The organism is Anabaena sp. UHCC 0253, from assembly GCF_009712085.1.
GTDB lineage: Bacteria > Cyanobacteriota > Cyanobacteriia > Cyanobacteriales > Nostocaceae > Dolichospermum.
The window spans coordinates 27,974-54,764 of record NZ_VILD01000008.1 but is presented as its reverse complement, the minus strand read 5'-3'; the positions used below and the strand labels follow the sequence as shown (position 1 = coordinate 54,764).

At 36.6% G+C, this 26,791-nt stretch carries 26 protein-coding genes and 1 tRNA gene; 10 read left to right on the top strand and 17 right to left on the bottom strand.

Features of this window, described 5'->3' with window-relative positions:
- The 3 genes from FJR38_RS20265 to FJR38_RS20255 all read left to right on the top strand — a co-directional run.
- The coding region (locus FJR38_RS20265; protein ID WP_168539051.1) for a Uma2 family endonuclease at nucleotides 1–666 on the top strand (666 nt) is incomplete at its 5' end.
- Between the two features lie 188 nt (nucleotides 667–854).
- Nucleotides 855–4,760 carry an Eco57I restriction-modification methylase domain-containing protein gene (locus tag FJR38_RS20260; protein ID WP_168539049.1) on the top strand — a complete coding sequence of 1,302 codons (3,906 nt, stop codon included), beginning with the start codon at nucleotides 855–857 and terminating at the stop codon, nucleotides 4,758–4,760.
- Between the two features lie 207 nt (nucleotides 4,761–4,967).
- Nucleotides 4,968–5,711, top strand: a complete 744-nt coding sequence (locus FJR38_RS20255; RefSeq protein WP_168539296.1) for a Uma2 family endonuclease — start codon at nucleotides 4,968–4,970, stop codon at nucleotides 5,709–5,711.
- A 21-nt stretch (nucleotides 5,712–5,732) separates the two neighbouring features.
- On the opposite strand, the gene FJR38_RS20250 is transcribed toward FJR38_RS20255, so the two are convergent.
- Both FJR38_RS20250 and bchI read right to left on the bottom strand, forming a co-directional pair.
- Nucleotides 5,733–6,050, bottom strand: coding sequence for a hypothetical protein (locus FJR38_RS20250; RefSeq protein ID WP_168492073.1), 318 nt, complete (start codon nucleotides 6,048–6,050; stop codon nucleotides 5,733–5,735).
- 83 nt (nucleotides 6,051–6,133) lie between these two features.
- A complete protein-coding gene (bchI, locus tag FJR38_RS20245; RefSeq protein ID WP_168492074.1) occupies nucleotides 6,134–7,252 on the bottom strand; it encodes a magnesium chelatase ATPase subunit I in 1,119 nt (372 codons plus the stop codon).
- A gap of 254 nt (nucleotides 7,253–7,506) precedes the next feature.
- Between bchI and FJR38_RS20240 the strand changes: the two genes are divergently transcribed.
- The 4 genes from FJR38_RS20240 (at nucleotide 7,507) to FJR38_RS20225 (ending at nucleotide 10,524) form a co-directional block, all read left to right on the top strand.
- Complete coding sequence (locus FJR38_RS20240; RefSeq protein ID WP_168492075.1) at nucleotides 7,507–8,256, top strand: RNA methyltransferase; 750 nt, start codon at nucleotides 7,507–7,509, stop codon at nucleotides 8,254–8,256.
- A gap of 132 nt (nucleotides 8,257–8,388) precedes the next feature.
- On the top strand, nucleotides 8,389–9,885 hold the full coding sequence (locus tag FJR38_RS20235) for a serine hydrolase (RefSeq protein ID WP_168492076.1): 1,497 nt from the start codon (nucleotides 8,389–8,391) through the stop codon (nucleotides 9,883–9,885).
- 89 nt (nucleotides 9,886–9,974) lie between these two features.
- The gene (locus tag FJR38_RS20230) at nucleotides 9,975–10,235 is read left to right on the top strand and encodes a type II toxin-antitoxin system ParD family antitoxin (RefSeq protein ID WP_168492077.1); all 261 of its coding nucleotides are present in this window, start codon (nucleotides 9,975–9,977) and stop codon (nucleotides 10,233–10,235) included.
- A complete protein-coding gene (locus FJR38_RS20225; RefSeq protein ID WP_168492078.1) occupies nucleotides 10,228–10,524 on the top strand; it encodes a type II toxin-antitoxin system RelE/ParE family toxin in 297 nt (98 codons plus the stop codon). The genes FJR38_RS20230 and FJR38_RS20225 overlap by 8 nt, the downstream gene beginning before the upstream one ends.
- 23 nt (nucleotides 10,525–10,547) lie before the next feature.
- Here the strand turns inward: FJR38_RS20225 and dprA are convergent, their stop codons facing one another.
- The 10 genes from dprA to FJR38_RS20175 form a co-directional block, all read right to left on the bottom strand.
- The gene (dprA, locus tag FJR38_RS20220; RefSeq protein ID WP_168492080.1) at nucleotides 10,548–11,666 is read right to left on the bottom strand and encodes a DNA-processing protein DprA; all 1,119 of its coding nucleotides are present in this window, start codon (nucleotides 11,664–11,666) and stop codon (nucleotides 10,548–10,550) included.
- Between the two features lie 109 nt (nucleotides 11,667–11,775).
- On the bottom strand, nucleotides 11,776–12,432 hold the full coding sequence (locus FJR38_RS20215) for a DUF2301 domain-containing membrane protein (RefSeq protein WP_168492082.1): 657 nt from the start codon (nucleotides 12,430–12,432) through the stop codon (nucleotides 11,776–11,778).
- 162 nt (nucleotides 12,433–12,594) lie between these two features.
- Nucleotides 12,595–13,326, bottom strand: coding sequence for a carbonic anhydrase (locus tag FJR38_RS20210; RefSeq protein ID WP_168492084.1), 732 nt, complete (start codon nucleotides 13,324–13,326; stop codon nucleotides 12,595–12,597).
- Between the two features lie 91 nt (nucleotides 13,327–13,417).
- Nucleotides 13,418–14,146 (bottom strand): ABC transporter ATP-binding protein, encoded by a 729-nt coding sequence (locus tag FJR38_RS20205; RefSeq protein WP_168492085.1) that lies wholly within the window; start codon nucleotides 14,144–14,146, stop codon nucleotides 13,418–13,420.
- Nucleotides 14,147–14,238: 92 nt separating this feature from the next.
- On the bottom strand, nucleotides 14,239–14,466 hold the full coding sequence (locus FJR38_RS20200) for a ferredoxin family protein (protein ID WP_168492087.1): 228 nt from the start codon (nucleotides 14,464–14,466) through the stop codon (nucleotides 14,239–14,241).
- Nucleotides 14,467–14,680: 214 nt separating this feature from the next.
- Nucleotides 14,681–15,886 carry an ATP phosphoribosyltransferase regulatory subunit gene (locus FJR38_RS20195; protein ID WP_168492089.1) on the bottom strand — a complete coding sequence of 402 codons (1,206 nt, stop codon included), beginning with the start codon at nucleotides 15,884–15,886 and terminating at the stop codon, nucleotides 14,681–14,683.
- Nucleotides 15,886–16,818: a DnaJ domain-containing protein gene (locus tag FJR38_RS20190; RefSeq protein WP_168539047.1), complete on the bottom strand. Its 933-nt coding sequence runs from the start codon at nucleotides 16,816–16,818 to the stop codon at nucleotides 15,886–15,888. Before FJR38_RS20190 ends, FJR38_RS20195 begins: the two co-directional genes overlap by 1 nt.
- Before the next feature lie 268 nt (nucleotides 16,819–17,086).
- The gene (locus tag FJR38_RS20185; RefSeq protein WP_168492156.1) at nucleotides 17,087–17,899 is read right to left on the bottom strand and encodes an inositol monophosphatase family protein; all 813 of its coding nucleotides are present in this window, start codon (nucleotides 17,897–17,899) and stop codon (nucleotides 17,087–17,089) included.
- 12 nt (nucleotides 17,900–17,911) lie between these two features.
- Entirely contained in the window at nucleotides 17,912–18,463 is a 552-nt protein-coding gene (locus FJR38_RS20180) for a thermonuclease family protein (protein ID WP_254449523.1), read from the bottom strand.
- Between the two features lie 40 nt (nucleotides 18,464–18,503).
- Nucleotides 18,504–18,872 (bottom strand): 2Fe-2S iron-sulfur cluster-binding protein, encoded by a 369-nt coding sequence (locus FJR38_RS20175; RefSeq protein ID WP_168492096.1) that lies wholly within the window; start codon nucleotides 18,870–18,872, stop codon nucleotides 18,504–18,506.
- A 151-nt stretch (nucleotides 18,873–19,023) separates the two neighbouring features.
- Here FJR38_RS20175 and FJR38_RS20170 point away from each other — a divergent pair.
- A tRNA-Ser gene (locus FJR38_RS20170) sits at nucleotides 19,024–19,110 on the top strand.
- Nucleotides 19,111–19,324: 214 nt separating this feature from the next.
- Here FJR38_RS20170 and FJR38_RS20165 read toward each other — a convergent pair.
- The 4 genes from FJR38_RS20165 to FJR38_RS20150 all read right to left on the bottom strand — a co-directional run bounded on the left by FJR38_RS20165 (nucleotide 19,325) and on the right by FJR38_RS20150 (nucleotide 23,947).
- Complete coding sequence (locus tag FJR38_RS20165) at nucleotides 19,325–20,545, bottom strand: site-specific integrase (RefSeq protein WP_168539043.1); 1,221 nt, start codon at nucleotides 20,543–20,545, stop codon at nucleotides 19,325–19,327.
- Nucleotides 20,546–20,784: 239 nt separating this feature from the next.
- On the bottom strand, nucleotides 20,785–20,946 hold the full coding sequence (gene tatA, locus FJR38_RS20160) for a twin-arginine translocase TatA/TatE family subunit (protein ID WP_168539041.1): 162 nt from the start codon (nucleotides 20,944–20,946) through the stop codon (nucleotides 20,785–20,787).
- Between the two features lie 118 nt (nucleotides 20,947–21,064).
- Entirely contained in the window at nucleotides 21,065–22,453 is a 1,389-nt protein-coding gene (locus FJR38_RS20155) for a serine/threonine-protein kinase (protein WP_168539039.1), read from the bottom strand.
- A 102-nt stretch (nucleotides 22,454–22,555) separates the two neighbouring features.
- Nucleotides 22,556–23,947 (bottom strand): serine/threonine-protein kinase, encoded by a 1,392-nt coding sequence (locus tag FJR38_RS20150; protein WP_174764069.1) that lies wholly within the window; start codon nucleotides 23,945–23,947, stop codon nucleotides 22,556–22,558.
- A 177-nt stretch (nucleotides 23,948–24,124) separates the two neighbouring features.
- Between FJR38_RS20150 and cbiT the strand changes: the two genes are divergently transcribed.
- Together cbiT and FJR38_RS20140 are read left to right on the top strand one after the other, a co-directional pair.
- Nucleotides 24,125–24,727: a precorrin-6Y C5,15-methyltransferase subunit CbiT gene (cbiT, locus tag FJR38_RS20145; RefSeq protein WP_168539037.1), complete on the top strand. Its 603-nt coding sequence runs from the start codon at nucleotides 24,125–24,127 to the stop codon at nucleotides 24,725–24,727.
- Between the two features lie 238 nt (nucleotides 24,728–24,965).
- On the top strand, nucleotides 24,966–25,856 hold the full coding sequence (locus tag FJR38_RS20140) for a phosphatidate cytidylyltransferase (protein ID WP_168539035.1): 891 nt from the start codon (nucleotides 24,966–24,968) through the stop codon (nucleotides 25,854–25,856).
- Nucleotides 25,857–25,959: 103 nt separating this feature from the next.
- On the opposite strand, the gene FJR38_RS20135 is transcribed toward FJR38_RS20140, so the two are convergent.
- Nucleotides 25,960–26,673, bottom strand: a complete 714-nt coding sequence (locus FJR38_RS20135; RefSeq protein WP_168492104.1) for a DUF2993 domain-containing protein — start codon at nucleotides 26,671–26,673, stop codon at nucleotides 25,960–25,962.
- Nucleotides 26,674–26,791 lie beyond the last annotated feature (118 nt).

The following is a 26,791-nucleotide window of genomic DNA, read 5'->3' as shown; positions in this document are numbered from 1 at the left end:
CAATTATCAGCAGAAACCACACCAGAAATCATCTACCCTGACAGCGACGGTCAACCAATGGCAGATAATACCAAACAATATCAATGGATTGTTAAAATTAAAGAAAATTTAGAAATATTATTTGCATCAAATTCAGATGTATTTATTGCTGGTGATTTACTATGGTATCCTGTCGAGGGAAATCCGAAAATTCGTCAAGCACCTGATGTATTAGTAGTTTTTGGTAGACCAAAGGGAGATAGAGGTTCATATCAACAGTGGAAAGAGAATAATATTCCTCCTCAAGTAGTTTTTGAAATTTTATCTCTAGGAAATAGAACTTCAGCGATGATTAATAAGTCGCTTTTTTATCAACGTTATGGAGTGGAAGAATATTATATTTATGATCCTGATACTTTAGAATTATCCGGTTTTGTGCATTCTGAAGATGGTTTTGTAGCTATTGAAGATATTTATAATTGGGTAAGTCCAAGATTGGGGATACGTTTTCAAATTACATCTGATAATTTAGAAATTTATTATCCTGATGGTAATAAGTTTCTCACATCTGTGGAATTTGATCAACTTGCTAAACAAGAACGTCAAGAAAAGGAAATAGCTATTCAACAGTATCAAGAATTATTAACAAAGTTGCAAGAAAAGGGAATTGATGTAGGTACAATATGAACCCAGGTTTGTAGTGAGGACTTTAGTCCTCATTTAAGGGCTGAAGCCCTTACTACCAAATCATCTCAATCTTTTTTACATTACTTAATCTAAGTTGAGTTATTTTTGTTTAGTTACTTACTTGATATGATCAGAAAATCCTATTTAAGATTTAGTAGATCTATATACATTATTTTGGAGTTGAAATTATGATAGATTCAAAAAATATCAATAAACCATTATTCTCTCAACATTATTTAGACTATCGGATTCAAGAATCTCCAGAATGGCAATTAGATATTACTTCAGATTTTGAGCAATTAAAAAAGCTTTTTTTATCAAAAATAGCAATTTTATCTACTCTCAATGAAGCTCAAACTGAAGATGTATTTATTAAACCCGTATTAGATATTTTAGGGTTTTCTAATATTCCTCAAGTGGTTACTCGTGGGAAAGGTAGAGCCGAACGCCCTGATTATGCGTTGTTTGCAAATGAAAGTGAAAGGGATATAGCTTACTCTTTTCAAAATAATGAAACTGCTTTTTATGGTAAAGTATTAGTAATAGCAGAAGCTAAATATTGGGAAAGACCATTAAGTAAAGTTTCTGCTAATGATAAACGGGATATTTTTAAGAACGAAAACCCATCTTTTCAGATTTCTAGTTATCTCACAGGTACAGGAGTTGATTGGGGAATTTTAACCAATGGTAGAGAATGGCGTTTATATTATCGTCAAGCATCTTCAACCGCAACGGAATTTTATCCCATTGATTTGGTAGAATTATTAGAAACTGAAGATTTAGAGAAATTCAAATACTTTTGGTTATTTTTTAGAAGTGCGGCTTTTGAAAAAGACAGCTACAATAAAAACTTTTTAGAAAGAGTCAGAGAAGGAAGTACAACTTATGCGACTCAAGTAGGAAACGAATTAAAAACGTTAGTATTTGATCAGATATTTCCTGACTTAGCAGGGGGTTTTGTTGCAGACGCAATGCGACGGGGAAAAACTGTAGAACCAAAACAGGTTTATGCAGCTACTTTATCATTTTTATATAAGTTGTTATTTCTATTATATGCCGAAGCCAGAAATTTATTACCAATTACCACCGCTTACCGTGATTATAGTTTGATTAAAATTACTCAAGAAATAGCGGAAAGCGTTGATAAAAAAAGAACATTAAGTAAAACTTCGACAAAGATTTATAAGAGTTTATTAGGTTTATTTGAAATAGTAGATAGAGGTGATGCAGCTTTAGAAGTACCTCGTTATAATGGTGGTTTATTTCATTTTGATTTTCATGAAACTGAAGATATCAAAGATTATCCAGATAATTATTTTCTGTATGAACATCAATTATCTGATGCTGTCTTATTTCCAGCTTTGGATAAATTAGCACGGTTTGAAAAACTTCCCATTGACTACAGCTTTTTAGGTGTGCGACAATTGGGTTCGATTTATGAAGGTTTATTAGAATATCGCTTAGTTATTGAAGATGGAAATACCGGAAAAGTCCATTTAGCAAATGATAAAGGTGAACGAAAAGCAACGGGTTCTTATTACACACCAGATTATATTGTTAAATACATTGTTAGTCATACTCTCAAACCGATTTTAGAGGAGAGAAAACAAAAATTTGCGGATTTAATGACGCAAATTAGCCAATTACATGAAAAAATGGCAGATGGTAGATTAGGAGTACAAAGTCGTAACGGGTTACAAAAAGATTTACAACGTTTAGAAAGAAAAAGTACAAATACTCTACTGGATATTAAAATATGTGATCCTGCTATGGGAAGCGGACATTTTTTAGTGGAAGCCGTTGATTATTTTACAGATGAATTAATCATTATTTTAAATGAATATCCTGAACATAATCCGGTTTTAGATATGTTATCAAAAACCCGCGAAAGCATTTTAGCAAATTTACAACAACAGGGAATTACTATTGATGTCAATAAGTTAGAAGATACTCAACTTTTGCAACGGGTGGTAATGAAACGCTGTATTTATGGTGTGGATTTGAACCCAATGGCGGTAGAATTAGCAAAGGTGAGTTTATGGTTACATTCTTTCACAATTGGCGCACCTTTAAGTTTTTTAGATCATCATTTGCGTTGCGGTAATTCGCTGATTGGTACGACTGCGCGAGAAGCAGAAGCAAATATGGTAAAGGAAGAAAGTGGACAATTAAATTTATTAACTGGTCCATTTGTGGGGTTATTACGTGCTGCGGAAATTATGCGCGGTGTGAGTACGTTAAGTGATGCAACTTTTGCGGAGGTAGAAACTAGCGAAAGATTATTTAAGGAGTTTGATAAAGCTGCGAAACCTTATAAACGATTATTAGATATTTATGTTTCTAAATATTTTGGGTTGAAACGTGCTGATCATTTTTTACGGGTTTATGGTACTAATGCGATTAATGCTAACCCTGGAAATATGAATGCTGCTGATATTGCGGTATATGAAGATGCGAGAAAGTTGTTTGAAGAAAAGCGGTTTTTTCATTGGGATTTAGAATTTCCAGAGGTTTTTATTGATTTAGAAAATGCAAGTTGGAAAGAAAATCCCGGTTTTGATGCTGTGATTGGAAATCCACCTTATGGATCAACGTATAAAGACTATACAAGTGCTAAATTACAATATATTAGTAATACTGTCACTTCCAAAGATATTTATCTATTTTTTATTGAATTATCATTAAATATAATTTCCAAAATTGGTACTATAGGCTTAATTACTCCTAATACATGGATGACTCTAGAAAGTGGTTGTGAGTTTAGAAAATTAATTTTACAAACCACGCAATTAATTAAAATAGCTGAATTTAGATCAGCTTTTCAAGATGCAATTGTAGAAACTGCTGCTTTAATAGTTTCTAAAAATATTAATAGTTCTGAAAATACAGAAGTTTTAAATTTTGCGAATCAAGAAATAATTTCTAAATATTCTCGTTTGACATCTGAATGGTTTTTAAATGAAGGATATGTGATTGATTATTATTTAAATATGGAAGAAATTAATATTTTGAACAAGTCTACTAATCAAGGTATTAAGTTAGAAGAATTAGTAAATATATATGCAGGTACAAAATTATACGAAAAAGGAAAAGGTAATCCCCCTCAAACACCGTTAATTTTGAAGGAAAAACCATATACATCAAATAACTTACTACCAGATTTTGAACCCATAATTACAGGTGGAGATATACAAAAATATGCAATTAAAAATGATCTTATTTATGTTAAATATGGTACATGGTTAGCTGCACCAAGAAATGAAAGTATATTTAGAAATCAAAAAATCATAGTTCGACGCACTGACGATTTAATTATTGCAAGTATTGATTGTGATTTCAGAATTTGTCAAAACTCTGTACATTGTCTCATCAAAAAAGAAGAGAGTAATGTTTCTGATTATTTTTTGTTATCAATATTAAATTCTTTTTATATTAAATGGTGGTATCAAAAGAAAAATTTCCAGATGGTTGGTAAGCCTTTTGCTGAAGTTAAAGTTATTTATTTATCAAGAATACCAGTTCCTAAAATTTCCTTTACAACTTCCCCAGAAAAACGCCAAGAATATTTAGAAAATACAATCAACCTTTACCAACAATATCAAATCAATCATCAACCAGATATTTTACTTACCCAAATTGATCATCACCTAAATCAACAACTATCAGAAGCAGATGTAATTCATAATTTCCTCGCATATTTAGCAGAACAAATGATAGAATTAAATAAACAAAAACAAACTGAAATCAAAGGCTTTTTAACATGGTTAGAAAGATTTATCGGTGCTGATATTGATAATCTTACTAATAAATCGAAAATTCAAAATTATTTAGGTGATTATTATAAACAAAACCAAGTAAATAACCATTTAACCTTTGATGAATTAATTAGTATCCTCAAGAAAAATCAGAAAAAACTAAAAATAGATCCCACCGCGAGAAAAGAACAAGAAACATTAGAAAAAGAATATCAATCAAGTTTAAATACACTCTTACCAATCAAAAAGCAACTAAAACAATGTGATTGGTTAATTGATGAAATTGTTTATAAATTATATGGTTTAACTGAAGAAGAAAAAGCGATAATTACAGGATAAAAATATCCCCGACTTCTTTATAGCGGTTATCGCTAGGATGCAATACAATCGAGGGCGCAGACCCTTCGCCCCTACAGAGTTTGCGATTAGCTGACTGTATCTCACTCAAGTGCATACCGCTATATTCATTTTGTAAATAAATGATATATTTTTGTTAGAAGATCGGGGATCTGGATTATAATATAACTAGATTTGGTAGCATCAATCATGCTAAAATACAACCCCTTACATTGTTTACCTTCATCTGAAGAATTACCCGACTCTGACGACACACCAGTGGATAACGAACTACAAGATTTAATTCCCGGTTTATTAAAAGCCATGTTAGCCTTAATCTGGTCGCAAAGATGGGATTGGTTTTTTGGCGTAGATATGGGAGTATATTATGATCCAAATAAACCGTCGATAGTCCCAGATGGATTTTTAAGTCTTGGGATTCCTAGATTTATTGATGAGGGTTTACGTCCTAGTTATGTATTATGGGAAGAGCAGAAATTACCAACTTTAGTATTAGAAGTGGTATCTCAAACCTATAGGGGAGAATATACTACTAAAAAAGAAATGTATGCTCAAGAATTGGGAATTTTATATTATGTTGTTTATAATCCCCAACGGAAGAGAAAAGAATCTTTGGAAGTTTATAAATTAATGAATGGTGAATATGTTTTAATCCCAGGAAATCCCGTTTGGCTACCAGAAATAGGGTTAGGAATTGGAAAAGAAAAAGGAACTTATCAAGGAATAACTAGGGAATGGTTATATTGGTTTGATGAACAGGGAAAAAGATTTTTAACACCGGAAGAACGGATTTTACAAAGTGAAGAACAACGTTTAGAATCTGAAAGAAAACAGTTAGAATCTGAAAGAAAACGTTTAGAATCTGAAGAAAAAGCTCAGAAATTAGCAGAGATGTTAAAAAAATTAGGAATTGATCCTGAAAGTTTAATGTAAAGGATGATGCACCGAGAAAACTTAGAGTGTGTGAATTAAATCTGCAAAACCGTAAATGCTAATTCCTAATAGGAGTAATGCTGTAAATTGGGTGATGCGTTGTTGAGTGAAAACTATGTGACTGTGTTCATTGGGAGAGATTGATTCTCGGACTAAAATAGAAGTTGATGCGCCAACTACAAGACTTAAACCTAATATTATGTAAGGCGGATCTGGTATAATTGTAGAAATTGTTAACATTGCGATCGCTAATGTCAACATTAATAATTCTACAAATCGTGGCGGATGATATTGACTAGATAAAATCAAGCTATTTAACCAAAAATTCCAGGTTCTCATAATTTGTTAATAGTCAGTGGTCAGTTGTCAGTTGTCAGTGGTCAATAAAATAAATACTAACCACTGACTCACATTTATATTAACTAACGAACGCCGGCTTTCATCCCTGCACCGTTTTTCTGTGTAGCATCTTCTGGTGGTTCAACACCAAAAACGCGACAAAAGACCTTTTCCACTTTATAGCCAGTATCAATGGATTCTAGGGGGTCTTTCCGCAGACGGTGACGCAGACATAAAGTAATTACCCGACGGATATCGTCTACTGTAACTTCTGTCCGTCCTTCAAACGCAGTTAAGGCTTTAGCAGCGCGGTTAGTAACGATATCACCCCGCAAACCATCCACATCTAATTCTGAACAAACTTCGGAAATTTTTACCCGAAAATCATAGTCTAAATTAACTTGTGGTAATAATTCCTGAGCATTGACAATTTGCTGTTGTAATGCTTCTTGGGGGGTTGTGTGTTTTTGTAAATATTCAGGAGGATTTTGGTCAAATTCGCCCCGTTCTTCCACAATTTGTACCCGCAAAGCTGGTTCTTTGACAGTGTGAATTTCCGCGTGCATTCCAAAACGGTCGAGGAGTTGGGGACGGAGTTCCCCTTCTTCTGGGTTTCCCGAACCGACGAGAACAAACCTGGCTGGGTGACGGATAGAAATCCCTTCCCGTTCCACGGTGTTCCAACCACTAGCAGCAGAATCGAGGAGTACGTCTACTAAGTGGTCATCTAACAAGTTGACCTCATCAACGTAGAGAATGCCTCTGTTGGCTTTGGCTAGTAGTCCGGGTTCAAAAGCTTTCACACCTTCAGATAAAGCCTTTTCAATGTCAATTGTCCCACAAACCCGGTCTTCGGTAGCGCCCAATGGTAAATCTACCATTTGCACCTTTTTGTGAGCGATGGGAATTTCCATACCCTGGGCGACTTGTTGACGAACTTCATCACTCATTAAGTCCGGGTCATTGGGGTCACTGTTGAAGGGGTCATTGGCGACAACAGAGATTTCTGGTAAGAGGTCCGCCAAGGCGCGGATAGTTGTAGATTTGCCGGTGCCGCGATCGCCCATAATCATTACACCACCAATTTTGGGGTCAATGACATTTAACAGCAGCGCCAGTTTCATTTCTTCTTGGCCGACGATGGCTGTAAATGGAAAGACCGCACGACGCGCACTCGCACTAGCTTGAGCAGTTGAAGTCACTAAATTTCCTTAACAATATTTTTTATTACAATTCTTTATTTTGACACATCTGGGCAGATGAGGAGGTGAGGACTTAGAGACTTTCAAATAAAAAAACACTCAGCCACCTAACGCAAAATATCTCTCAAACTCTCTTTCCTTCGTGTTCTATCTCTCCGAGACGCTCCGCGAACGCTTCTTCGTGGTTCATTACTCCGTGACTTGTGAGAAATCCGAGTAAAATAGTCCGAAAGGATACTCTATAGAGGTAAAATATGGGATTGGCTGGAATCAGAATAGTATTAGTAGAACCAGCGGGTCCGTTGAATGTAGGTTCAGTAGCCAGGGTGATGAAAAATTTTGGCTTATCTCAATTAATATTAGTAAATCCTCAATGCGATCGCTCATCTTTAGAATCTGTAAAAATGGCGGTTCATGGTAAAGATATTTTAGAATCGGCGCTGATAGTCAAGACATTACCAGAAGCATTGCAAGGATGTGTGCGAGCGATCGCTACCATGGGGCGTGAATACAGTGGAGAAATACCTTTAGAAACCCCCCGCATGGCTTTACCCTGGCTATTAGCGGCCGCAGAAAAACCTGTAGCTTTAATTTTTGGTAGAGAAGATCGGGGATTAACTAATGAAGAAATAAATTATGCCCACAAATTAGTTTTTATTCCCACTAATCCAGAATATCCATCTTTAAATTTAGCTACTGCGGTTTCTATTTGTTGTTATGAATTGTCGCAATCTATAGACTTATACACAGATCAAAATATCACACCCACAGAAATTGCTCCTTTAGATGCAATAGAAGCTTATTATCAACAATTGGAATCTTTATTGCTTTCCATTGGTTATCTTTATCCTCATACCGCAGCTAGTCGCATGGAAAAATTTCGCCACCTATATAACCGGGCATATTTACAAACTGCCGAGGTAGGAATGTTACGGGGGATTTTACGGCAGGTAGAATGGGCAATTAATCAGCACAACAAGATAACTAACAAAATGGATAATTAAATACCCAGTTATTACCCAAAAATACAAATATAGCGTAAACTGGATACGAAAATACTACTTAGTCCCCCAAGGTAGACTGAGTAGAGTGGTGCATCAATTAAAAATCTGGGTCGAAGGTGACAAGGAGTAGCTATGTCAGAATCAAGTGACAAACTCATACCTCTATCACGAAGGCAACCTGTACAGCGTCGCCGGCGTAAGCGTCCAGTCTCCAAGACAGGACAGAAAAAAGTTATTAGTCAACAGCCAGTTTCTAGCCAAAGAGAAGCTGCAACATTAATACGTATAAATAATCATAACAGTCCTGTTCCTATAGCGACTGGGGGGCGAAGACCACCATCACGGGTGATGATGCCACCAGGAGTTAAACCCATACCCAAAGTTAGGAAGAATACTCAACTTTCCCCACCAGGAACGGTGAGGTTAAAAACTGTACGTATAGAAAAGCCGAAAATAGAAAGAAGGGGATCACGCAAGACCAGGTTAAAACCCATGGCTAGAACCATGTTATATGCCTTGCGGTTGTTGATTGTAGGGATAGGTGTGGGTGCGATCGTTGGCACGTTCTTGTCAGTCCTAGACCCCGCTAATCGCATCAGTTCAGTTGCGTCTGTATCTGGAACTAAACCATCTCAAGCAGCAACTCAATCTCAGAATACCAGCTTATATCTTTCCCAGGAAATTGCACCTTTAAAAAATACTCTGCAAACTCTCTCTACAACTAACGCTGATCTCATTCCAGGTGTGTTTTTATTAGACTTAGATAATGGTGGTTATGTAGATATTAATAGTAATGCTAGTTTTGCTGCTGCCAGTACCATTAAAATCCCCATTTTGATTGCTTTTTTCCAAGATGTAGATGCTGGTAAAATCCGCTTGGATGAAATGTTAACTCTGGAAAAAGAGATGATTGCTGGGGGTTCGGGAAATATGCAATATCAACCCCCAGACAGTAAGTACACTGCTCTTGATGTAGCTACGAAAATGATGACAATTAGCGACAATACCGCCACAAATATGCTAATTGCTAAATTAGGTGGACAAGAGGTACTCAATGGGCGTTTTCGCAGTTGGGGATTGACTACGACGATGATTCGTAATCCTCTCCCAGATTTACCAGGAACTAATACTACCAGTCCCAGAGAATTGGGAAATTTAATCTCAATGGTGAATCAAGGTAGTGTTGTGAGTATGCGATCGCGTGATTTAATACTTAATATCATGAGTCGCACTCAACGGGATAATCTCTTACCTGCTGGTTTAGGAAAAGGAGCAAGTGCTTACCACAAAACAGGTGATATTGGCACAATGTTAGGAGATGCGGGTTTAGTGGATGTCCCCACTGGTAAGCGTTATATCGCCGCTATCATGGTACAACGTCCCCATAATGATCCTCGTGCGGGAAAATTAATTAGTTCTATTTCTAGTGCTGCTTACCAACACTTTAGCCAAGCCACAGTTACACCAAATAATTCTACAAATTATCAACCACCTGTTCAACCCTTAATTCAGCAACCTATTCAACCACCGCTCATGAATCCAATTGCACCTAATGGGATGGTTAATAATCCACCTGTAGGCGCTTATCCACCTCCTATAACAACTCCACAATATTACCCACCCCAATAAAACAATTCAAAATTCCAATCTGTTGCAGAAAAAATGTGAATTTGTTGTTAGAACAGCTTTAAGGCTATCTATCAAATGGAGAACATATCATGAATATTCAACTCAACCCGGAAACAGAGGAATTAATACAAGCTTATATTGCCACAGGTAGATTTGAAAATATAGAAGATGCAGTAAATGAGGCTTTTAATTTACTGCTGGGTAGAGAAAGAAGATTAGAGGAACTAAGGGAAAAAATAGCAGTAGGAACTGAACAAATTCATAATGGACAAGTAACAGACGGTGAGGTGGTTTTTGCTAGACTACAAGCAAAAATTAAACAGATAGAAGAGGAATTAGACAATGGGTAAATACTCATTTTCTGATGAAGCTATTCAAGATTTAGAAGAAATTTGTGAGTATCTTGGTAATAGTAATCCCAAAGCTGCTAGTCAACTTTTTGATAAAATTAGAAGTAAGTGTAAATTAGTTGCTAGTTTTCCAAGTATGGGTAAAAGTTATGGAAGACTAGCAAAAAATCTGCGTGGTTTTGTTGTTGATGACTACATCATATTTTACTATCCTCAAGAAGAGAAAATGGAAATTAATATTACTCGTATTGCTAGTGGTTATCGAGATTTAGAATCATTATTCGACTAAATTTTCTAAGTTTCCCAGCTTTCTTAACATTTTTGATATCGCATTCCAGGAAGTTGGGTAACTAAACCCATGAGTTCCAATTGCAATAAAGAACTGGAAACTAAACCAGCATCCATACCTGTTTTTTGAATAATAAAATCAAACGATAAAGCATCAATAGACAAGGTATCTATAACCTGTTGTAATTCTGGTGGTAAATTAGGGATAGGAACAGATTTAACTATTGGTGTTTCTATATCTATTTGGGGAATTGCTCCCAACATAATTAATAATTCACTGAGTTCTTGATTAATTAAACCCGCACCTTGACTAATTAATTTTAAACAACCTTGTGATGGTTGATCATCAATTCTTCCCGGTAATGCGTAAACATCTCTACCAAATTCATTAGAGTATGTAGCAGTAATTAATGCACCTGATTTTATGGGTGCTTCCATTACTAATAATGCACGGCTTAAACCAGCAATAATGCGATTTCGACGGGGAAAATGGGTGCGGTTGGGTGCAGTTCTCGCCGGATATTCACTAATTACTATTCCAGATGTCAAAATCTGTTTATATAAATCTCTATTTTTATGGGGATAAATAACATCTACACCTGTTCCCACTACTGCTATTGTTCTTCCTCCCGCTTTCATTGCGGCTGCGTGACTTTCGGTATCTATCCCTTCGGCCATACCAGAAACAACGGTAAAACCATTTTTTGCTAAAGCGGTGCTAATTTGTCGAGTCCATTTAATTCCATATTCTGTAGGTTGACGAGTTCCCACAATTCCCACTAAGGGTTTTTCTCCTGAATTTTCCTGTAAATCAACTTCACCCCGATAATATAACAACGGTGGTGGACTGGGGATTTCTCGCAGTAGTTGGGGGTATTCTGGGTCTGCTGGTGTCCAAAAAAGTGGGTTTGCTTGTTGGTGTTGGGTAAGTAGTTGTTCTGGGTTTAAACGGGATTTTTGTTGAACAATTTTTTCTAATGTCTGAAATCCCAAACCTTCAACTTTTCGCAATTCCCCCGGACCAGCTTTCCAAGCTGTTTCTAAGTTACCAAAATGCTGTTGTAATCTTTGCAGTAATATGGGACCAATACCGGAAATTTGTGACCAAGCTAACCAATATTTACGTTCTTCTGTGTTTGACATACCAAATTAAGATGAAGCTGCATGGAATAAGATTTTTAGAATGATTGAACGCAGATGAACGCAGATAAACGCAGATAAATACGGGTTACTTTTATTTTATGCAATTAGATTAAACCTTTGCTAAATGTTGATTTTTCAAATAGTCAAATACAGATTTATCACCAATATCGGGAGGAATAGTTTGGATTACTTTCCGCACAGCAAAGATTAAAAAGAAAATCGCCCAAATTCCTAATAAAACTTGTTCTGCTTGAGTTGATAAAATTCCTGTTAAATGTCCTAATAATACTAAGGGAACAAGGGGAGTTAAGATTTTAGTTTCTAAACGATTGAAACAAAAACCTTCTTTGAAAAAAATACCTGTTAAAGCTGCAAAAGTAAAACCAATCCCTAATATACTTAGGGGTTGCTGATAAACAGTAATTGCAAAAGCTTGACTATCACCATGTCCAAAAATAAATGCCGAAATGCTGCCAATTACCCAAAAAACTTGGAGAATTCGGTGCAAAGATGCCATATAAATATGAATAGTTAATAAACTGACACCCAGTGCAAGACTAAAACAGGTGTAGAGAGGGGTAATCGCTTGAATTGCCGCAGGTTGGGGATAGAATAAGACTAAACCGCTACCAATGGCAAAACACAGTGCTGCTATCATTAAACCTGTACGGTAAATTATCACACTTTGGCGATCGCTCTGGGTAATTGTAAATTCTCCAAACTGACCTTGATATACTGCCGGTGATGATATTGTTTGTGTAGTCATATTTCCCAATAATTTTCAATATTCTAAATTCATACTGCCCTCATGAAAAGTATATCATACTCATTACTTCTCTGACTTTAACGTTTAAAACTCTTACCTTTGCGCCTTTGCGTCTTTGCGTGAGCTTAATTCATACTTCCATTATGCAACATCAAAAATTATTCATTGATTGATAAAATCAATTTTACCTGTTGCCAAATTGTAAAAAGCACCAATAATTTTTAACTTACCTGCTTTAACTAATTTATCTAAAATTACTGAACTTTTTTGCATTTTTTGGATTTGATAGTTGATATTAGCTATAACTGCATTATTAGTATTATTCTCGTTTAATTTAGTATTTCTTAAAGCTGGTTTAATCTGTTCAATGATTATGCCAATTCTACCAGGTGCAGGTTCAGTTTGCATTGCTGCTTTCACAGCACCGCAATTTTGATGACCTAAAACTACAATCAACTGTGAACCTAAAACTGCTGTAGAATATTCTAGACTACCTATAGCTACATCATTCGCAACATTTCCGGCTACACGCACAACAAATAAATCACCAATTCCTTGATCAAAAATGGTTTCTGTGGGAACACGAGAATCAGCACAACCTAATATGGCTGCAAAAGGATATTGTGCTTGAGCAGTTTTTTTCAATCTCTCTGGTGATAATTGAGAACTTCGTTGTTTCTGATTAACAAATCTTTGGTTTCCTGCTAATAAACGCCTGATAGCTTCATTTGCATTCACTGGCTGAGGATTATCTACTTTTGTATCACTAATTACTGTTTCTTCACTTCGCTCAATTACCCGATTACAAGCTGTAATAGTAGCAATACTAAAACTACTTAAACCTACTACTTTCAAAAAGTTACGCCGACCTATAAATCCGTTAATTCTACTCATTTATCTTCCTGATAAGTTGTGTATTTTAATCAGGAATATATCATTATTAATGATAATAGGAGAGTAGCTGATGAAACGGTTTAATAATTATTTAATGTCCCTTACTAGCACCTAAATATAATTCTCCCACTTTTGGATCAGTTAATAATTCCCTACCAGATCCAGAAATAGCATCTCTTCCTGATTCTAACACATAACCACGATCTGCCATTTCCAAAGCTTTTCGGGCATTTTGTTCTACTAAAACTATCGCAGTCCCCGATTGGTTAATTTGTTTAATTTGCTCAAATACTTGAGATACCAAAATGGGTGATAAAGCCGCTGAAGGTTCATCCAAAAGCAGTAAACTGGGTTCTAACATTAATGCTTTACCCATTGCTAACATTTGTCTTTCTCCACCAGAAAGAGTTCCTGCACGTTGACGACGGCGATCGCTCAATCTGGGAAACATAGTGTATATTTTATCTTTAAGAGGTTTCAATGGGATATTTCTGACAAATGCCCCCATTTCTAAGTTTTCATCTATGGTTAAAGATGGAAAGACATTGGCAATTTGGGGAACATAGGACATTCCTTTTTGAACTATTTGATTTGATTTTAAACCCACCAAATTCTGATCTTTAAATGTAATAGTTCCGGTATGGGGTGTCAAAAGTCCAAAAATAGTTTTTACTAAAGTGGATTTACCCGCACCATTAGGACCAATTACTGTGACTAATTCTCCTGCTGCAACGTGAAAGTTGACACCTTGCAAAATATCTACATCTTTAATATATCCAGCGTGGACGTTTTCTACTTCTAATAAATAGTTATTAGTCATTTGTTATATGAGGGAACAGGGAACAGGGAACAGGGAACAGGAAACAGGTAATTTGGTAATTCTCTCTTCTACTGTCACCTGTCACCTGTCACCTAATTTACTATTTTTTGCAATTCTGGTCTTTCTGCTGCTAAAATTGCTCCTTCTACGGGGCAAACTTGGAGACAGATGCCACAATCAATACAGGTAGCAAAATCAATCCAGTACCAATCTGTGCCTTTGGCGTTTTTCCCTGGTCCTTCATGAATACAAGCGACTGGACAAGCAACTACGCAATCAGCTACCCCTTCGCAAACTTCTGTGACAATGGTATGTGGCATTTTTCCGATTCCCTCTCTTTTATCTGTTACTAATTATTACAAAAATAGGGAACAGGGAACAGGGAAGAGGGAACAGATAAGAAACTAAAGTTGGTGCGTTTAAAGCTCAGTCAAAAAAAACAGTGTCATTATTTCCATCTTATGTGTTTAAACATGAGTTTTTTCTGTTACCTGTTCCCTCTCTCAAGCAGTGAATTTAATTTTCTCCGACTACTTAACATCCAGCTTCAATGGTAGGTGAACCATCAGCTTTAATCCAGGCAATTTGGGAAATAGAGCGATCGCTTGCATATTGACGAATCGCATCTGCATCTAAATTTTCTAGCCCGATTTCTACTCTAACTAAATGTGTAGAATCACGTAACTTTTGAGCATAAGCAAAAGCCGCAGCCGCAGCATCGGTGGTTTCTGGGACTACTAACCAATTGCTGGGGGGAATTTCTTGGGGTAATTGCTGATTTGATGCTAGAAGTTGGTATAAATCATCAATATTCAGTTCAAAGCCAATACCAGGAATATTTTCGCCCTGGGGATGATATAAACCTAGTAATTGGTCATAACGACCACCACTTCCTAAAACTTGGGCTTGGGAATTTGTATCACTAACTACTTCAAAAACAATGCCTGTGTAATAGTCAATGGTTTGAATTAAGCTCAAGTCAAGGATTAAAGGGAATTTACCATCTAGTAATTCTACTAGAGACTTGAGATTATTTATTGTCTCTTGTTGATCTGGCTCTAAGTGTAAACTACTGACTTTTTGTAAAACCTCTCGACTATCACCCCGCAAATCCAACATAATTTTAGCGCGTTGGTGTAGTTCTGCACTCAAAGGTAATCTATCAAGAGTGATATAATCCAGATGAGCGATCGCAGTCCGGACTTGATTTCTGATTTCAGCAGGAAAAGCATTCAGTAAGGAGCGAGTAATTCCCGCTTCACCTAAAATTAATTGCCATCCTTGTAAATCCAACGCTGTTAAACAATCTGCTACCAACAGCAATACTTCAGCATTTGCTAATAATCCACCCGCACCTAATAACTCCACCCCAGCTTGATAATACTCTTGCTGACGATTATGGCGGCCTTCCCAATTACGGCGAAAAACATTAGCATTGTAATAGAGTCGGTGGGGATAGGTCGCATCTGCCATGCGAGTTACCACTGTCCGGGCGATAGAAGCCGTCAATTCTGGACGCAAGCCCAATTCTTCATTTTGACCATTTTGGAGTTGAACTACCTTATGGCGCTGAATTGCTTCACCCGCCAAGAGGGTATCCATTCTTTCCAAAGTTGAGGTAATAATCCGATGATATCCCCAACGGATAAATACTTGTTCTAATCTATCTTCAATCCAGCGTTTTTGCGCCACATCTAAAGGTAATAGATCCCTTGCTCCCGCTGCTGGTTGATACACCATTATTTTTTCTTCCCGCCAAACAAACCACCAAACAAACCGCCATTTCCAGACTTCTCTGGAATATCCTCTTCAGTTTTGGCAGAGGATTTTACTTGAGAACCACTGTTTGTATTTCCTAAAGCTTTATCTACCTTGGGTTTCCATTCCAAAGCAATTTTTTCAGTAGGATCTAACTTCAGAGCATTATCAAAGTGAATTTTTGCCATTTTCAGTTGATTTTGCCGTAAATATACCATTGCAATCAAACTATGGCAATGACTATTTCTCGGTTCTAACTTTAAGGCATCCTGTAATTCTACTTTGGCTTGAGACAATTGGTTTTTTTCTAACAAATTTTGGGCGCGACGCAGGTACTGTTCTACTACTGTCTCTTCTTTTGGTGGTGGTGGAGGAGTTGGGGGTAATTTTTGAGGAGAATTTTGGATTTGGGTAGAAACAGGTTTACTGACTGACTGCCCAGCAACGCGCATCAGGTAAACTAAATTTAGTTCACTAACTTGAGCGATAATTTTGTCTGATTGTTGCAAATCACTAAATTGAGTTTCGGCTATTTTCGCGATCGCCGCTTTATAGGAGATACTAATATTGGGCGCAGCTACCAATTCATGGGCTAATTCTGTCTTCAGGTTAATTGATGCTGCTTCTTGTGCCAACCGCTTACCTATTTGCGACAATATTAATAAATATTCCCCACGATTGCGTTCTAGAGATAACTTCTCATAGGCGGGGTTAACTAATTTTGATAACAATTGATTAGCAATCTGTTTTTCTGGCTCACCCCCTACATTAGAACTATCTGGGTGCAGAAGACGGGCAATTTGCAAATAACGTTTACGAACTTCTTTAATTTCTGCATCAACTGGCACACATAACACTGCGTGATGGTCAATGAAATCATAAGTAAATAATCCAGAATCTAGTTTGAACGACATAGTACAAGTATCGCACCCAAGCAGAGTTTTTTCTAGTTTACTTGGCTCTCTAGGTCAATTGTCTAGGGAACAATGAAAATAGTAACAATTAGGGTCAGAGGCTATATTTTTTACATCCAATCCCTAATTATTATTAACTGACAATTGACAATAGAGAGTTGGTTAATTTGGCTTTAAAGCTCTTTTGTTTTGCAGAGAAAGAATAAAAAACCTTTCCTGATCTTCCTTTCTATCTTCCACCCTTTAATATCAGTTGTTGAAAAACCAATTATGTCCAAGTTGATAAAGGTGGAACTTGGATCAGTGTTTGACTGAGGCTGTCGTGAAGATAACCATTAGTAGCGAGAATTCTTCCCGATTCAATTTGAATAGGACTACCATCATAAGCAGTTACCTTCCCACCTGCTTCCTGCACCAAGATTATACCAGCAGCAACGTCCCAAGGCGCAATTCCCCTTTCCCAATAACCATCAAGTCTGCCACAGGCTACATAAGCTAAATCCAAAGATGCTGAACCGCCCCGTCTCACACCTTGAGTCAGATGAGTCAGATGACAAAACTCTGCATAATTATTATCAGCAGTTTCTCGACGATCATAAGCAAATCCACTTACCAATAGACTTTTGCTTAATTCCGTTGTTTCTGATACTTGGATAGGGCGACGGTTACGAGTTGCACCTAAACCAGCAGCAGCCCGAAATAATTCATTATGGAAAGGATCATAAATTACACCTACTTTTGGCATACCCTGAATGAATAGCCCAATAGAAACAGCGAAACAGGGATATTGATGAGCGTAATTGGTTGTACCATCAAGAGGATCAATTGCCCAAAGAAATTCATTATCTTGATTTCCCAGTTTTCCTGACTCCTCAGCCAGGATAGAATGTTGGGGAAAATGGCGACGCAATATTTCTAAAATTACCTGTTCCGAAGCCTTATCAGCAGCAGTAACTAAATCACCAGGACGGCCTTTTTCGGTGATTGCATCTTCTAATTTACCTAAATAATCTTGTAAAACTACACCTGCGGCTAAAGCTGCTTCTGTAGCAATATCTAGAAAAATTTGCATATTGGTCAGTTGTCAGTGGATTTAACGATAGAGACGGCGGAATTCGCCAGGAGTTAGACGCATGGGTTTATCAGTATTCCAGATACCTTTTCCCATGATTCTCGCCCATTGTTGAGCGCGTTCTAGGCGTTGGTCGTATTTGTGATTAGGCGATCGCGCTACAAATAAAGCATATCCTTGTTTGACAACTTCTTCATTTAATAACACTTGATCTTTCCATACATAAGCTAAAGTTCTGTTGAATTGATCCTTGGCTTCAAAGTCAAATTCCAAATTCACAGTTGGATTTGTACCACCCATTAAAGTTTCTAGCAATTTTTTACCATCTTCTCCCCATGGGGTTTGACGCAAATCTGGTGCATCTAAACCAATTAACCGGACTGGAGAAATTAAATTTGTTTGTACCTCCATACCCAATACTTCCAAACTTTGTCCACTCACAACCCTTGCTACTTTTACCTCAGCCAAGGTTATGGCAGAGTTGTTTTGACTTTGACAACTCACCAACAATAACAAAGTCCCTAATATAATTATTTTGGGCATAAAAACGCGAAGACGGAATACAGCAGCCATCCTCGCTAACCAATTTATCCACCCCAACACAAAAAAAATCTTAGTCGTCATCTAAGGGTAAACCCGCTTTAACTCTGCCTTTACCAAAAAACCGTCCAAACTGAAGTTCATAAACTTCATCTTCATCCTGTGTTTCCAGTTCCAAATCAGAACGGGCATAACTTACACATAATAAAGCGTAACCCTGGCGACGTAAATCTGGAGAAAGTCCAATAGCTTCCGGTTGGTAAATATCTCCTGACAAAACTCTGACAGCGCAAGTAGTACAAGCCCCATTCCGACAAGAAAAAGGGAGTTCTGCCCCATTATGTTCAGCGGTGTGCAGAATATAACGGTCTTCGGGAACATTAAGGGTATATGATATACCAGTTTTGCGATCGTGAACTCTAATTGTATGCGTGGCAACCATCTTAATTTCGGATTTTGGGATTTCACCCCTTATTATAGGAATAATGGATTAAAAACCTCGCATCTTTAAACCCAAGAATACCGAAAAATTATTTGAGAAAACAGTTGCTTTTTTTCGCAACCTATTATATGATGATGAATCAGTGACACCTGGAGAGATGGCCGAGTGGTTGAAGGCGCAGACCTGGAAAGTCTGTAATAGGGTGACTTATTCGGGGGTTCGAATCCCCCTCTCTCCATTTTCCCTTGTGTTGTAAGGGTTTTAGGCTTTAGTACATCTGTTTTAGCGATCGCTTGTGGTTTAACTTTTTGGTTTAACTGGTTTAATGCTTTGGTTGAGTTTATAGACTTCAAAGCAAGTCTACACCGGCCTTACGCCATAAGGATCTGAGGTCTACATCGGACTATATTTAGGTTTAAATAATATGGTTGTCAAGATAAGCAAAAAAGCTGCTACTCACCTCTAATTACATCTGGTAAAAATATTTTTTCTATATCCAACTTCAAGTAATACTCCTTAATTATCTTCTCTGAATTACCTACTATCTCTGCAAGTTTATGGATAGGGTAGTCATTGTTAGCGTGATAACTTATCATTGTATGCCTTAATTGGTAAGGCACTCTGTAGCGTAGGTTCATTGCTGCTAAAAGATTCTTCCACACACCATTTAAAGCCTGTTGAGAAATACATTTACCGTTTTTGTTGGTAAAAACATAACCTGTTCGGTTGTTAAAAACTGAAAATATCTCTCTCAATTCTTGATTGATTGGGAAAAATCTAAAATCTACAGTTTTAGTTCCTTGCTTTTTAACTATTGTCCCGCTTGCATTTACTTGATTTTCACAAAACTTAATTCTATTTTTTTCAAAGTCAATATTTTCCCACTTAAGAGCAACTGCTTCCGAGGGTCTGCAACCTGTTAACCACAAGAAATAAACATAGAAATAGTATTGTTTGTGTGTACCTTTCTGTCTTACATAAGTTTCATTTTTGAGTGCATCTAGAATGCTATAGACTTCACTCACAGAAAAGATATCTAACTCATTATCATTATCCTGAAAATTGCTTCTCTGTATATCTTTAAGCTTTATGCTCTCCAATAAGTCTCTGTACTCAATACCCCATTTTTTAGGGATATTACCATGCTTGCTATTCCAGTCAATAGCACTAACTATCCATTTCAATCTATCTTTGCTTGTTTTAGGACATCTGTTTTTGTCGCTGAAAAACCACTTTACGAGTTCACCTTTTTGTTCTAGTTTCTGAACAGGACAACTATTGATAATAGAGGTCACTGTAGCTACTGTCGTCAATATCGTGCTTTCACACCAGGTATTTACGTTTTTATTATAATCAACGTATTTACTCCATAGCATTTGCAAATCATTTTTCTCTACTACACGGATATTTCTATGCTTACTCTCTTTAAATCTTGATAATTCACCTTTAGTCATTGATTTGAGTGCAGCTATATCCAAATCGTTACCTGTGGATAGTTGTCTATTTATTTCTTCATCAATAGTTTTGGCAATATTTAGAGCCGTCAAATAATTTCCACCTACCCCTATTGTCTTGCGTCCATATTTACTGCTCAATCGTAATTGATAAGTTATAAACTTACCATTTCTCATTGTGTTAACGCTTAGGTGGATAAAGCCTAAATTTTCCTCCATGCTGGTTTAACTCGCTGGTTTAAGTTTGCTTAACTATGATAAGCTTAACCTTAGAAACCTTTGCCAGCAATAGGTATGCACATTTCTCGCGCAGACCTAAAAAGTCTGTTATGCCCCAAGACAATTATATAGCGTTTCCTAGCCTAATAAGGTACAAACTCATCTGCGTTTATCCGCGTTTATCATCTTCTATCTGCGGTTAATTCTTTCTTGTGTGTACCTCACCTAAATGTAAATCGCTATAAATCTGACTGATCTTCATCTGGTTTCTTCATGCCTTCTTGGAAATTTTTCAGACTTTTTCCTAAAACTCCCCCTATCTCCGGAATTTTCTTTGGTCCAAAAATCAAAATTGCGACTACAGCAATAATCACTACTTCCGGCCATCCTAATCCAAACATATCAGCTTCCCTTTGCAGAACTACAACTAACTATAGAATTTATTAGACATCTCCAGCAATTAAATATGCGCTATTTGGAATTTTTATTCCGAAATCCTGCAAATCTTTATTCAGACAACTATTCTGTCCGAATTGGCAGATTTAACCACTCACTCAGTTCCTGCGCCAGCCAATCAAGCTCCGGTTCAGAAACTAAATCATTATTATTGCCAATAATAAAATTCTTGTCTGTTCCAGCCCAAATGATAATCTGAGCTTTAATTTCTAAGCTACTGCTCTTCTTAGAGCTTTTATGAACATAAGTTCTTATTCTTTGTAACAGGCAAATATCATCTCTGTATGCTGGCGGATAAAAATAGATATCATATCCAAAGAAATCGTAATGTATAGAAATTTTATCTTGATCAATTCGCAAAATAATACTTTTAAATAAATTAAATATATATAGAGACATCAAAAACAAGATACCAGTTAAAAATATCCAGAAAAAGGTTTGACCATTAACTGTTAATAAAGTTGCATTCCATACAAACGAGATAATATAGATTAAGAATATGGTGGCAATACTTAATCTTATTCTTGGTGCTTGCAACTTACTCGGCGGAATAATGATTTCTAGCAAATATCTATTTTTAGTCAGTTTGATTTTACTATCATTTGGTTTTTTGGAAGTTAACTTAGTATTTGTCTTGATTGGTAATTGGGGTTTGTCTAAAGCTATAATTGCTTCATTTGCAGAACGCAAACGATTTCCTAAACTAGGTTCTGTCATCAACCTTAACCAATTAGTAAAATTTTGACTCAGATTAGTAACTTCCTCAAATTGAATCCGAAAATCCTTTTCTGGCAAATCGGCAGGATGAGAACCTGTGACTAAATAAATTAATGTTGCTCCTAAACTATAAAGATCGGAAGCGGGAACAGTTCTACCTCCAAATTGTTCCTGTGGCATATAACCATAAGTACCAACAATTGTCCTTGTTCCTGTACCTTCCGTGGCTAAAACTGTTTGGACTGAGCCAAAATCTATCAAATAAATTTCACCAACATTATTACCTGTTCTGTCTCCTAATAAAATATTACTAGGTTTAAGATCACGGTGAATTACAGAGGGATGCAAACTATGCAAATAAATAAGAATATTGAGTACAGATTTAGCTATTTGTTTAACTTCTATTTCTGTAAACTTGCGCCCAATTTGTAAATATTGTTCTAAAGTTTTAGCAGAGATATAAGTTTGAATGAGAGCAAATCCTTTAAATTCAGGTGAATTGATTTCAAAATAGTCTAAATAGCCAGGAATATGGGGATGGGATAAAGATTTTAAAATTTCGGCTTCTCGCTCAAATAATTTGAGATCATCCCATTGAAAATCACTAGTAAAGGAAAGTAACTTAATAATTACCAGTTCTTGAGTTTTTAAGTCCTTTGCTAGTAGAGTTTGTCGTCCGGCTTTTTTGCCTAACTGTTGTTGTACTTCATAGCGATTAACTAAAATATTTTCCATAAATTTATGAGTTGACACCCCGGTTATGCTCACAAATCAATAATGGCTTAAGTAAGGGGCGATCGCCAAGTAGGTTCTTTGCAAATTTTGGATTGGGTTAGTCTAACTGGTGATTTCTATGTTTAACCAATCACTTAATTCATTTGTTAACCATTCCAATTCTGCTTCAGATTTAATTAACCCAGCATTAACATCAAGTGAAAATTTTGTTACTCCTGCCCAAATCTCTAATTTTGCTGGTACTTGAGTTTTGTCACCATCAGAGTCTTTAGTCAGATGTTTAGGAATATAAACCAATTTAGTGATACTGTCTTTAGGGGCTGAACGAGTACGGCAAATTTTAAATCCCCATAACTTATGAATAAAAGAAATTTCCTGAGTATCTATAAACAACTGAATACTACCAAATAAACTGAAAAATAAACCATAGATCATCGAAAAGCCCACACCCCAAAAAGGTAGTGAAAACAAAGCAAAGGGCAGGTTCATGGGAAAAGGTGCAGCGATCGCGCCAATGGTCCAAAATAAAATAAACGAATTCCAGGAAATTGCAAATAAACTCAGGAATACCATAGACGGTTGAAAGCCAGCCGGAGGAATAATCACTTCTAAAATATCTTCAGTTTTAGTCAGTTGGATTTTACTACCGGCTGGTTTGTCACCCGTTAAGGTGATTTCAGTATATTCTGGCTGTTCTAAGGCTGTAAGTGCTTGAATTGCTGTTGGAAAACGCTTTTCTAAATCTGGTTCTATCATTCGCTTTAACCAGTTAGTTAAGCTAGGACTAATATTCGCAACTTGCTCAAATTGAATGCGAAAATCCTTTTGGGGTAAATCGGCTGGGTTAATACCCGTCACCAAATAAATTAGAGTTGCGCCTAAACTATAAAGGTCAGAAGCAGGAACAGTGCGCCCTCCAAACTGCTCTTGTGGCATATACCCATAAGTCCCCACAATGGTTCTTGTCCCTATTTCTGCTGCGAGAACAGTTTGAACTGAACCAAAATCAACTAAATACACTGAACCGACACTATTGCCCGATCGCTCTCCTAACAAAATATTGCTAGGCTTAAGATCACGGTGAATAGTGGGTGGATTTAAATTATGTAAATATATCAAAATCTCTAAAACTGCTTTAGCAATTTCTTTGATTTCAATTTCTGTAAATTTTCTCCCAGCTTGTAAAAATTGTTCTAAGGTTTGGGCGGGAATATAAGTCTGAACAAGGGCAAATCCTTGATAAGTTGGGGAATTAACCTGAAAATAGTCTAAATAAACAGGAATATAAGGATGTGATAAAGATTTTAAGGTTTGGGCTTCTCTCTCAAATAACTTGAGATCATCCCATTCAAAATCACTACTAAAAGCAAGTAACTTGACAATTACAGATTTCCCAGTTACTGAGTCAGTAGCTAATAAAGTTCTTCTTCCGGCTTTTTTCCCAAGTTGCTGTTGAACTTCGTAGCGATTTCCCAATATTTCTTTGTTAATCATAATTTACTTATAGGACTAGTCTATTAAACTTGCTTGAGATTATGACTTGTCTAATGAGTCCAGTAAATGTCCTAGCGCAAATTATACTACATTTCCATTCCTGGCCATTACTAATGAGATAATGACCTCAACGAGGTTTTCCATGTTTAATTTTTAATTGTTAATTTTTAATTACTTATGCCTTCCCAACTTTGGCCTTACATCACTCCAGGTATTCCCGATGAATTATTTGAAAATTTACCAGGTATTCCTCTGAGTCAACGAGAATTAAGATTATTGTTAATTTCCCAACTAAGACTACAAGTAAATTCGGTATTGTGGGATATTGGCGCGGGAACAGGTACAATTCCTATAGAGGTAGGCTTATTGTGTCCTCATGGGCGGGTAATTGCCGTAGAAAGGGATGAGGATGTAGCTAATCTAATTAAACGTAACTGCGATCGCTTTGAAGTTAAAAACGTCGAAGTCATTGAAGGTATCGCTCCCGAATGTTTAGATCAAATCAAGTTACTACCTGATCGGATCTGCATTGAAGGAGGAAAGGCCATACAGGAAATTGTCCAAGCAGCTTGGCAGTATTTACCTTTATCTGGTCGAGTGGTCGCTACTGCTGCTAATCTAGAAAGTCTGTATGCTATTTCGCAAAGCTTTTCTCAATTAAGAGCTAGAAATATCGAAGTTGTGCAGTCAGGGGTTAACCGTTTGGAAACACGGGGTTATTCTCAAACTTTTGTAGCAGGTGATCCCATTTTTATTCTGAGTGCTGAAAAATTAGATTAAAAAATTGAAAATTAAAAATGATGGTTTGAATATGGGTGAAGGTCAGAAAGAAATCTGTTATGATTTGCTGTTGAGATTTTTTTCTGTGTTTATTCTCCATTCAAGAGCAGTAATTTTCGGTGTGGGATTTGGGGGAAAGTCCTCAGTTAGTTCTGACACATCAATTTTCAATTCCAGCAGCAGTGACGAATCCTCATCTTTAAATTTTGCATTTTTAATTTTTAATTTTTAATTGCTTATGCCCTGGCCTCGAATTATTAGTGGAATTATTGCGATTATCATGGCGCTATCATCAACCCTATTAGGAGGTTGGTACTTTACAGTGGCGATCGCTATTGTCGTATTTTTAGGTCAACAAGAATATTTTAATTTGGTGCGATCGCGCGGGATCACACCATCAGTAATAATTACTATGTTTGTCAGTCAGGTATTGTTGGCAATTTCTACTCTGGATGGTAGTTTAGCTGATGCTATTATGCCCATAGCCGGCACACTCATTTGTTTTTACCTCCTGTTTCAGCCCAAATTAGCCACCATTGCTGATATTTCTGCTTCTATTATGGGGTTATTTTATGTAGGTTATTTACCAAATTATTGGGTACGGTTACGAGGAATTAATCATGCTGTTACCATTAATTTGCCTTTAGGTGGTTACTGGCCATCTAGTTGGCAAGATATCGGCCAAGGCAATTTTACTTCTTTGCCAACAGGTTTAACCGCGACAATTCTCTCTTTCTTTTGTATCTGGGCAGCGGATATTGGTGCTTATATTTTTGGTAAATTCTTTGGTAAAACTCGTTTATCGGATATTAGTCCCAAAAAAACTGTAGAAGGTGCGGTTTTTGGCATTAGTGCCAGTGTTGCTGTTGCTATCGCAGGAGCTTATTTTCTCCATTTTCCCCACTGGTTAATTGCTGGTGTCACATTGGGTTTGATTATCGGTATTGCTAGTTTATTAGGCGATTTAACGGAATCCTTGCTTAAACGTGATGCAGGAGTCAAAGATTCAGGACAATTAATCCCTGGCCATGGTGGTATTTTAGATCGAACCGATAGTTATATTTTTACTGCTCCTCTAGTTTATTATTTTGTGACATTGCTTTTACCTTTGTTAGAAAAAACCCTTTAATAGGAACTACAATGAGCTTTAATATCCCATTACCAATGTCAGTCAAAATAGCAGGGTAATTTACAGTAATTTCCGTGAATATTCAGGTTGGATATTTTCATGATTATGGGTTAACGTTGATGCGTCCATAACAACTTAGTTGACCTGGTATCAAAGAAATTTCTTGGATATCAACATCTGTTCCTAGATTTATAATATAAGGAGAATTCCTGTCTAAAAGAACATCTTGATGGGTCTTAATTTGGACTTTTGTCAATTGCAGTTCTTGGCCGTTAAGTAGTTCTAACCCTAAATAAACATTGAAGAATACCCCTTCAGGATCAGAGATAGGAATACCATTGAGGATCAATAGCTGATTGTCAAGGGTGATTTTTCGCCAAGTAATGGACTTGGAATTGAGGCTACATTCTGGTAATACTGTAACCAGGACATCATTTATAGCATTCGCTAATAATGGAGATGAAAGGGAATTATTAAGATCCTGTTCCTCTACTACCAGCTTACCCATCACAGGTACTACTGCTGATAATTGCAGCGGTTGTCCTTTGAGGATTGAGGCCACATTAAGCTGTATGTTTTCTGCCTCAAGTTCGATTTGTGTGATAGAAAGACCTTGATACACCGCGTGACTAGCAGAAATAGATAGCCCTGGAATACAGCCTGCAAGAAGTTGGCGATCGCTTGCTTTGATTTGTACCTCTAAATGAGATACTTGAGACAGTTGGGTTCTTAACCATAGTTTGATCGCTGATGTTAAAACTTTTGTAATTATCCTAACTTTTCTGTTATGTGTATTCGAGGAACTTGGTTTTATCATTTTCCGACGGTTCTATCAATATAGATATGATCAGTTTTTAAGGAACTTAAACAGTCCTTAACCTTAGCACTGAAGTTTGTTAATAACCAAGTGCAAACATTAGTTGTTTACGTATTCA

Excerpts from the sequence above, each read along its gene's own strand:
- FJR38_RS20195 (WP_168492089.1), bottom strand. The coding sequence starts at position 15,886 with ATGGTGTATCAACCAGCAGCGGGAGCAAGGGATCTATTACCTTTAGAT.
- FJR38_RS20215 (WP_168492082.1), bottom strand. The coding sequence starts at position 12,432 with ATGACTACACAAACAATATCATCACCGGCAGTATATCAAGGTCAGTTT.
- FJR38_RS20135 (WP_168492104.1), bottom strand. The coding sequence starts at position 26,673 with ATGATAAAACCAAGTTCCTCGAATACACATAACAGAAAAGTTAGGATA.
- FJR38_RS20140 (WP_168539035.1), top strand. The coding sequence starts at position 24,966 with ATGCCCTGGCCTCGAATTATTAGTGGAATTATTGCGATTATCATGGCG.
- FJR38_RS20200 (WP_168492087.1), bottom strand. The coding sequence starts at position 14,466 with ATGCCACATACCATTGTCACAGAAGTTTGCGAAGGGGTAGCTGATTGC.
- FJR38_RS20225 (WP_168492078.1), top strand. The coding sequence starts at position 10,228 with ATGGGTAAATACTCATTTTCTGATGAAGCTATTCAAGATTTAGAAGAA.
- FJR38_RS20260 (WP_168539049.1), top strand. The coding sequence starts at position 855 with ATGATAGATTCAAAAAATATCAATAAACCATTATTCTCTCAACATTAT.
- FJR38_RS20180 (WP_254449523.1), bottom strand. The coding sequence starts at position 18,463 with ATGGCTGCTGTATTCCGTCTTCGCGTTTTTATGCCCAAAATAATTATA.
- FJR38_RS20230 (WP_168492077.1), top strand. The coding sequence starts at position 9,975 with ATGAATATTCAACTCAACCCGGAAACAGAGGAATTAATACAAGCTTAT.
- FJR38_RS20190 (WP_168539047.1), bottom strand. The coding sequence starts at position 16,818 with ATGTCGTTCAAACTAGATTCTGGATTATTTACTTATGATTTCATTGAC.
- cbiT (WP_168539037.1), top strand. The coding sequence starts at position 24,125 with ATGCCTTCCCAACTTTGGCCTTACATCACTCCAGGTATTCCCGATGAA.
- FJR38_RS20150 (WP_174764069.1), bottom strand. The coding sequence starts at position 23,947 with ATGATTAACAAAGAAATATTGGGAAATCGCTACGAAGTTCAACAGCAA.
- FJR38_RS20155 (WP_168539039.1), bottom strand. The coding sequence starts at position 22,453 with ATGGAAAATATTTTAGTTAATCGCTATGAAGTACAACAACAGTTAGGC.
- FJR38_RS20165 (WP_168539043.1), bottom strand. The coding sequence starts at position 20,545 with ATGGAGGAAAATTTAGGCTTTATCCACCTAAGCGTTAACACAATGAGA.
- FJR38_RS20240 (WP_168492075.1), top strand. The coding sequence starts at position 7,507 with ATGGGATTGGCTGGAATCAGAATAGTATTAGTAGAACCAGCGGGTCCG.
- dprA (WP_168492080.1), bottom strand. The coding sequence starts at position 11,666 with ATGTCAAACACAGAAGAACGTAAATATTGGTTAGCTTGGTCACAAATT.
- FJR38_RS20205 (WP_168492085.1), bottom strand. The coding sequence starts at position 14,146 with ATGACTAATAACTATTTATTAGAAGTAGAAAACGTCCACGCTGGATAT.
- FJR38_RS20250 (WP_168492073.1), bottom strand. The coding sequence starts at position 6,050 with ATGAGAACCTGGAATTTTTGGTTAAATAGCTTGATTTTATCTAGTCAA.
- FJR38_RS20175 (WP_168492096.1), bottom strand. The coding sequence starts at position 18,872 with ATGGTTGCCACGCATACAATTAGAGTTCACGATCGCAAAACTGGTATA.
- FJR38_RS20235 (WP_168492076.1), top strand. The coding sequence starts at position 8,389 with ATGTCAGAATCAAGTGACAAACTCATACCTCTATCACGAAGGCAACCT.
- FJR38_RS20210 (WP_168492084.1), bottom strand. The coding sequence starts at position 13,326 with ATGAGTAGAATTAACGGATTTATAGGTCGGCGTAACTTTTTGAAAGTA.
- tatA (WP_168539041.1), bottom strand. The coding sequence starts at position 20,946 with ATGTTTGGATTAGGATGGCCGGAAGTAGTGATTATTGCTGTAGTCGCA.
- FJR38_RS20255 (WP_168539296.1), top strand. The coding sequence starts at position 4,968 with ATGCTAAAATACAACCCCTTACATTGTTTACCTTCATCTGAAGAATTA.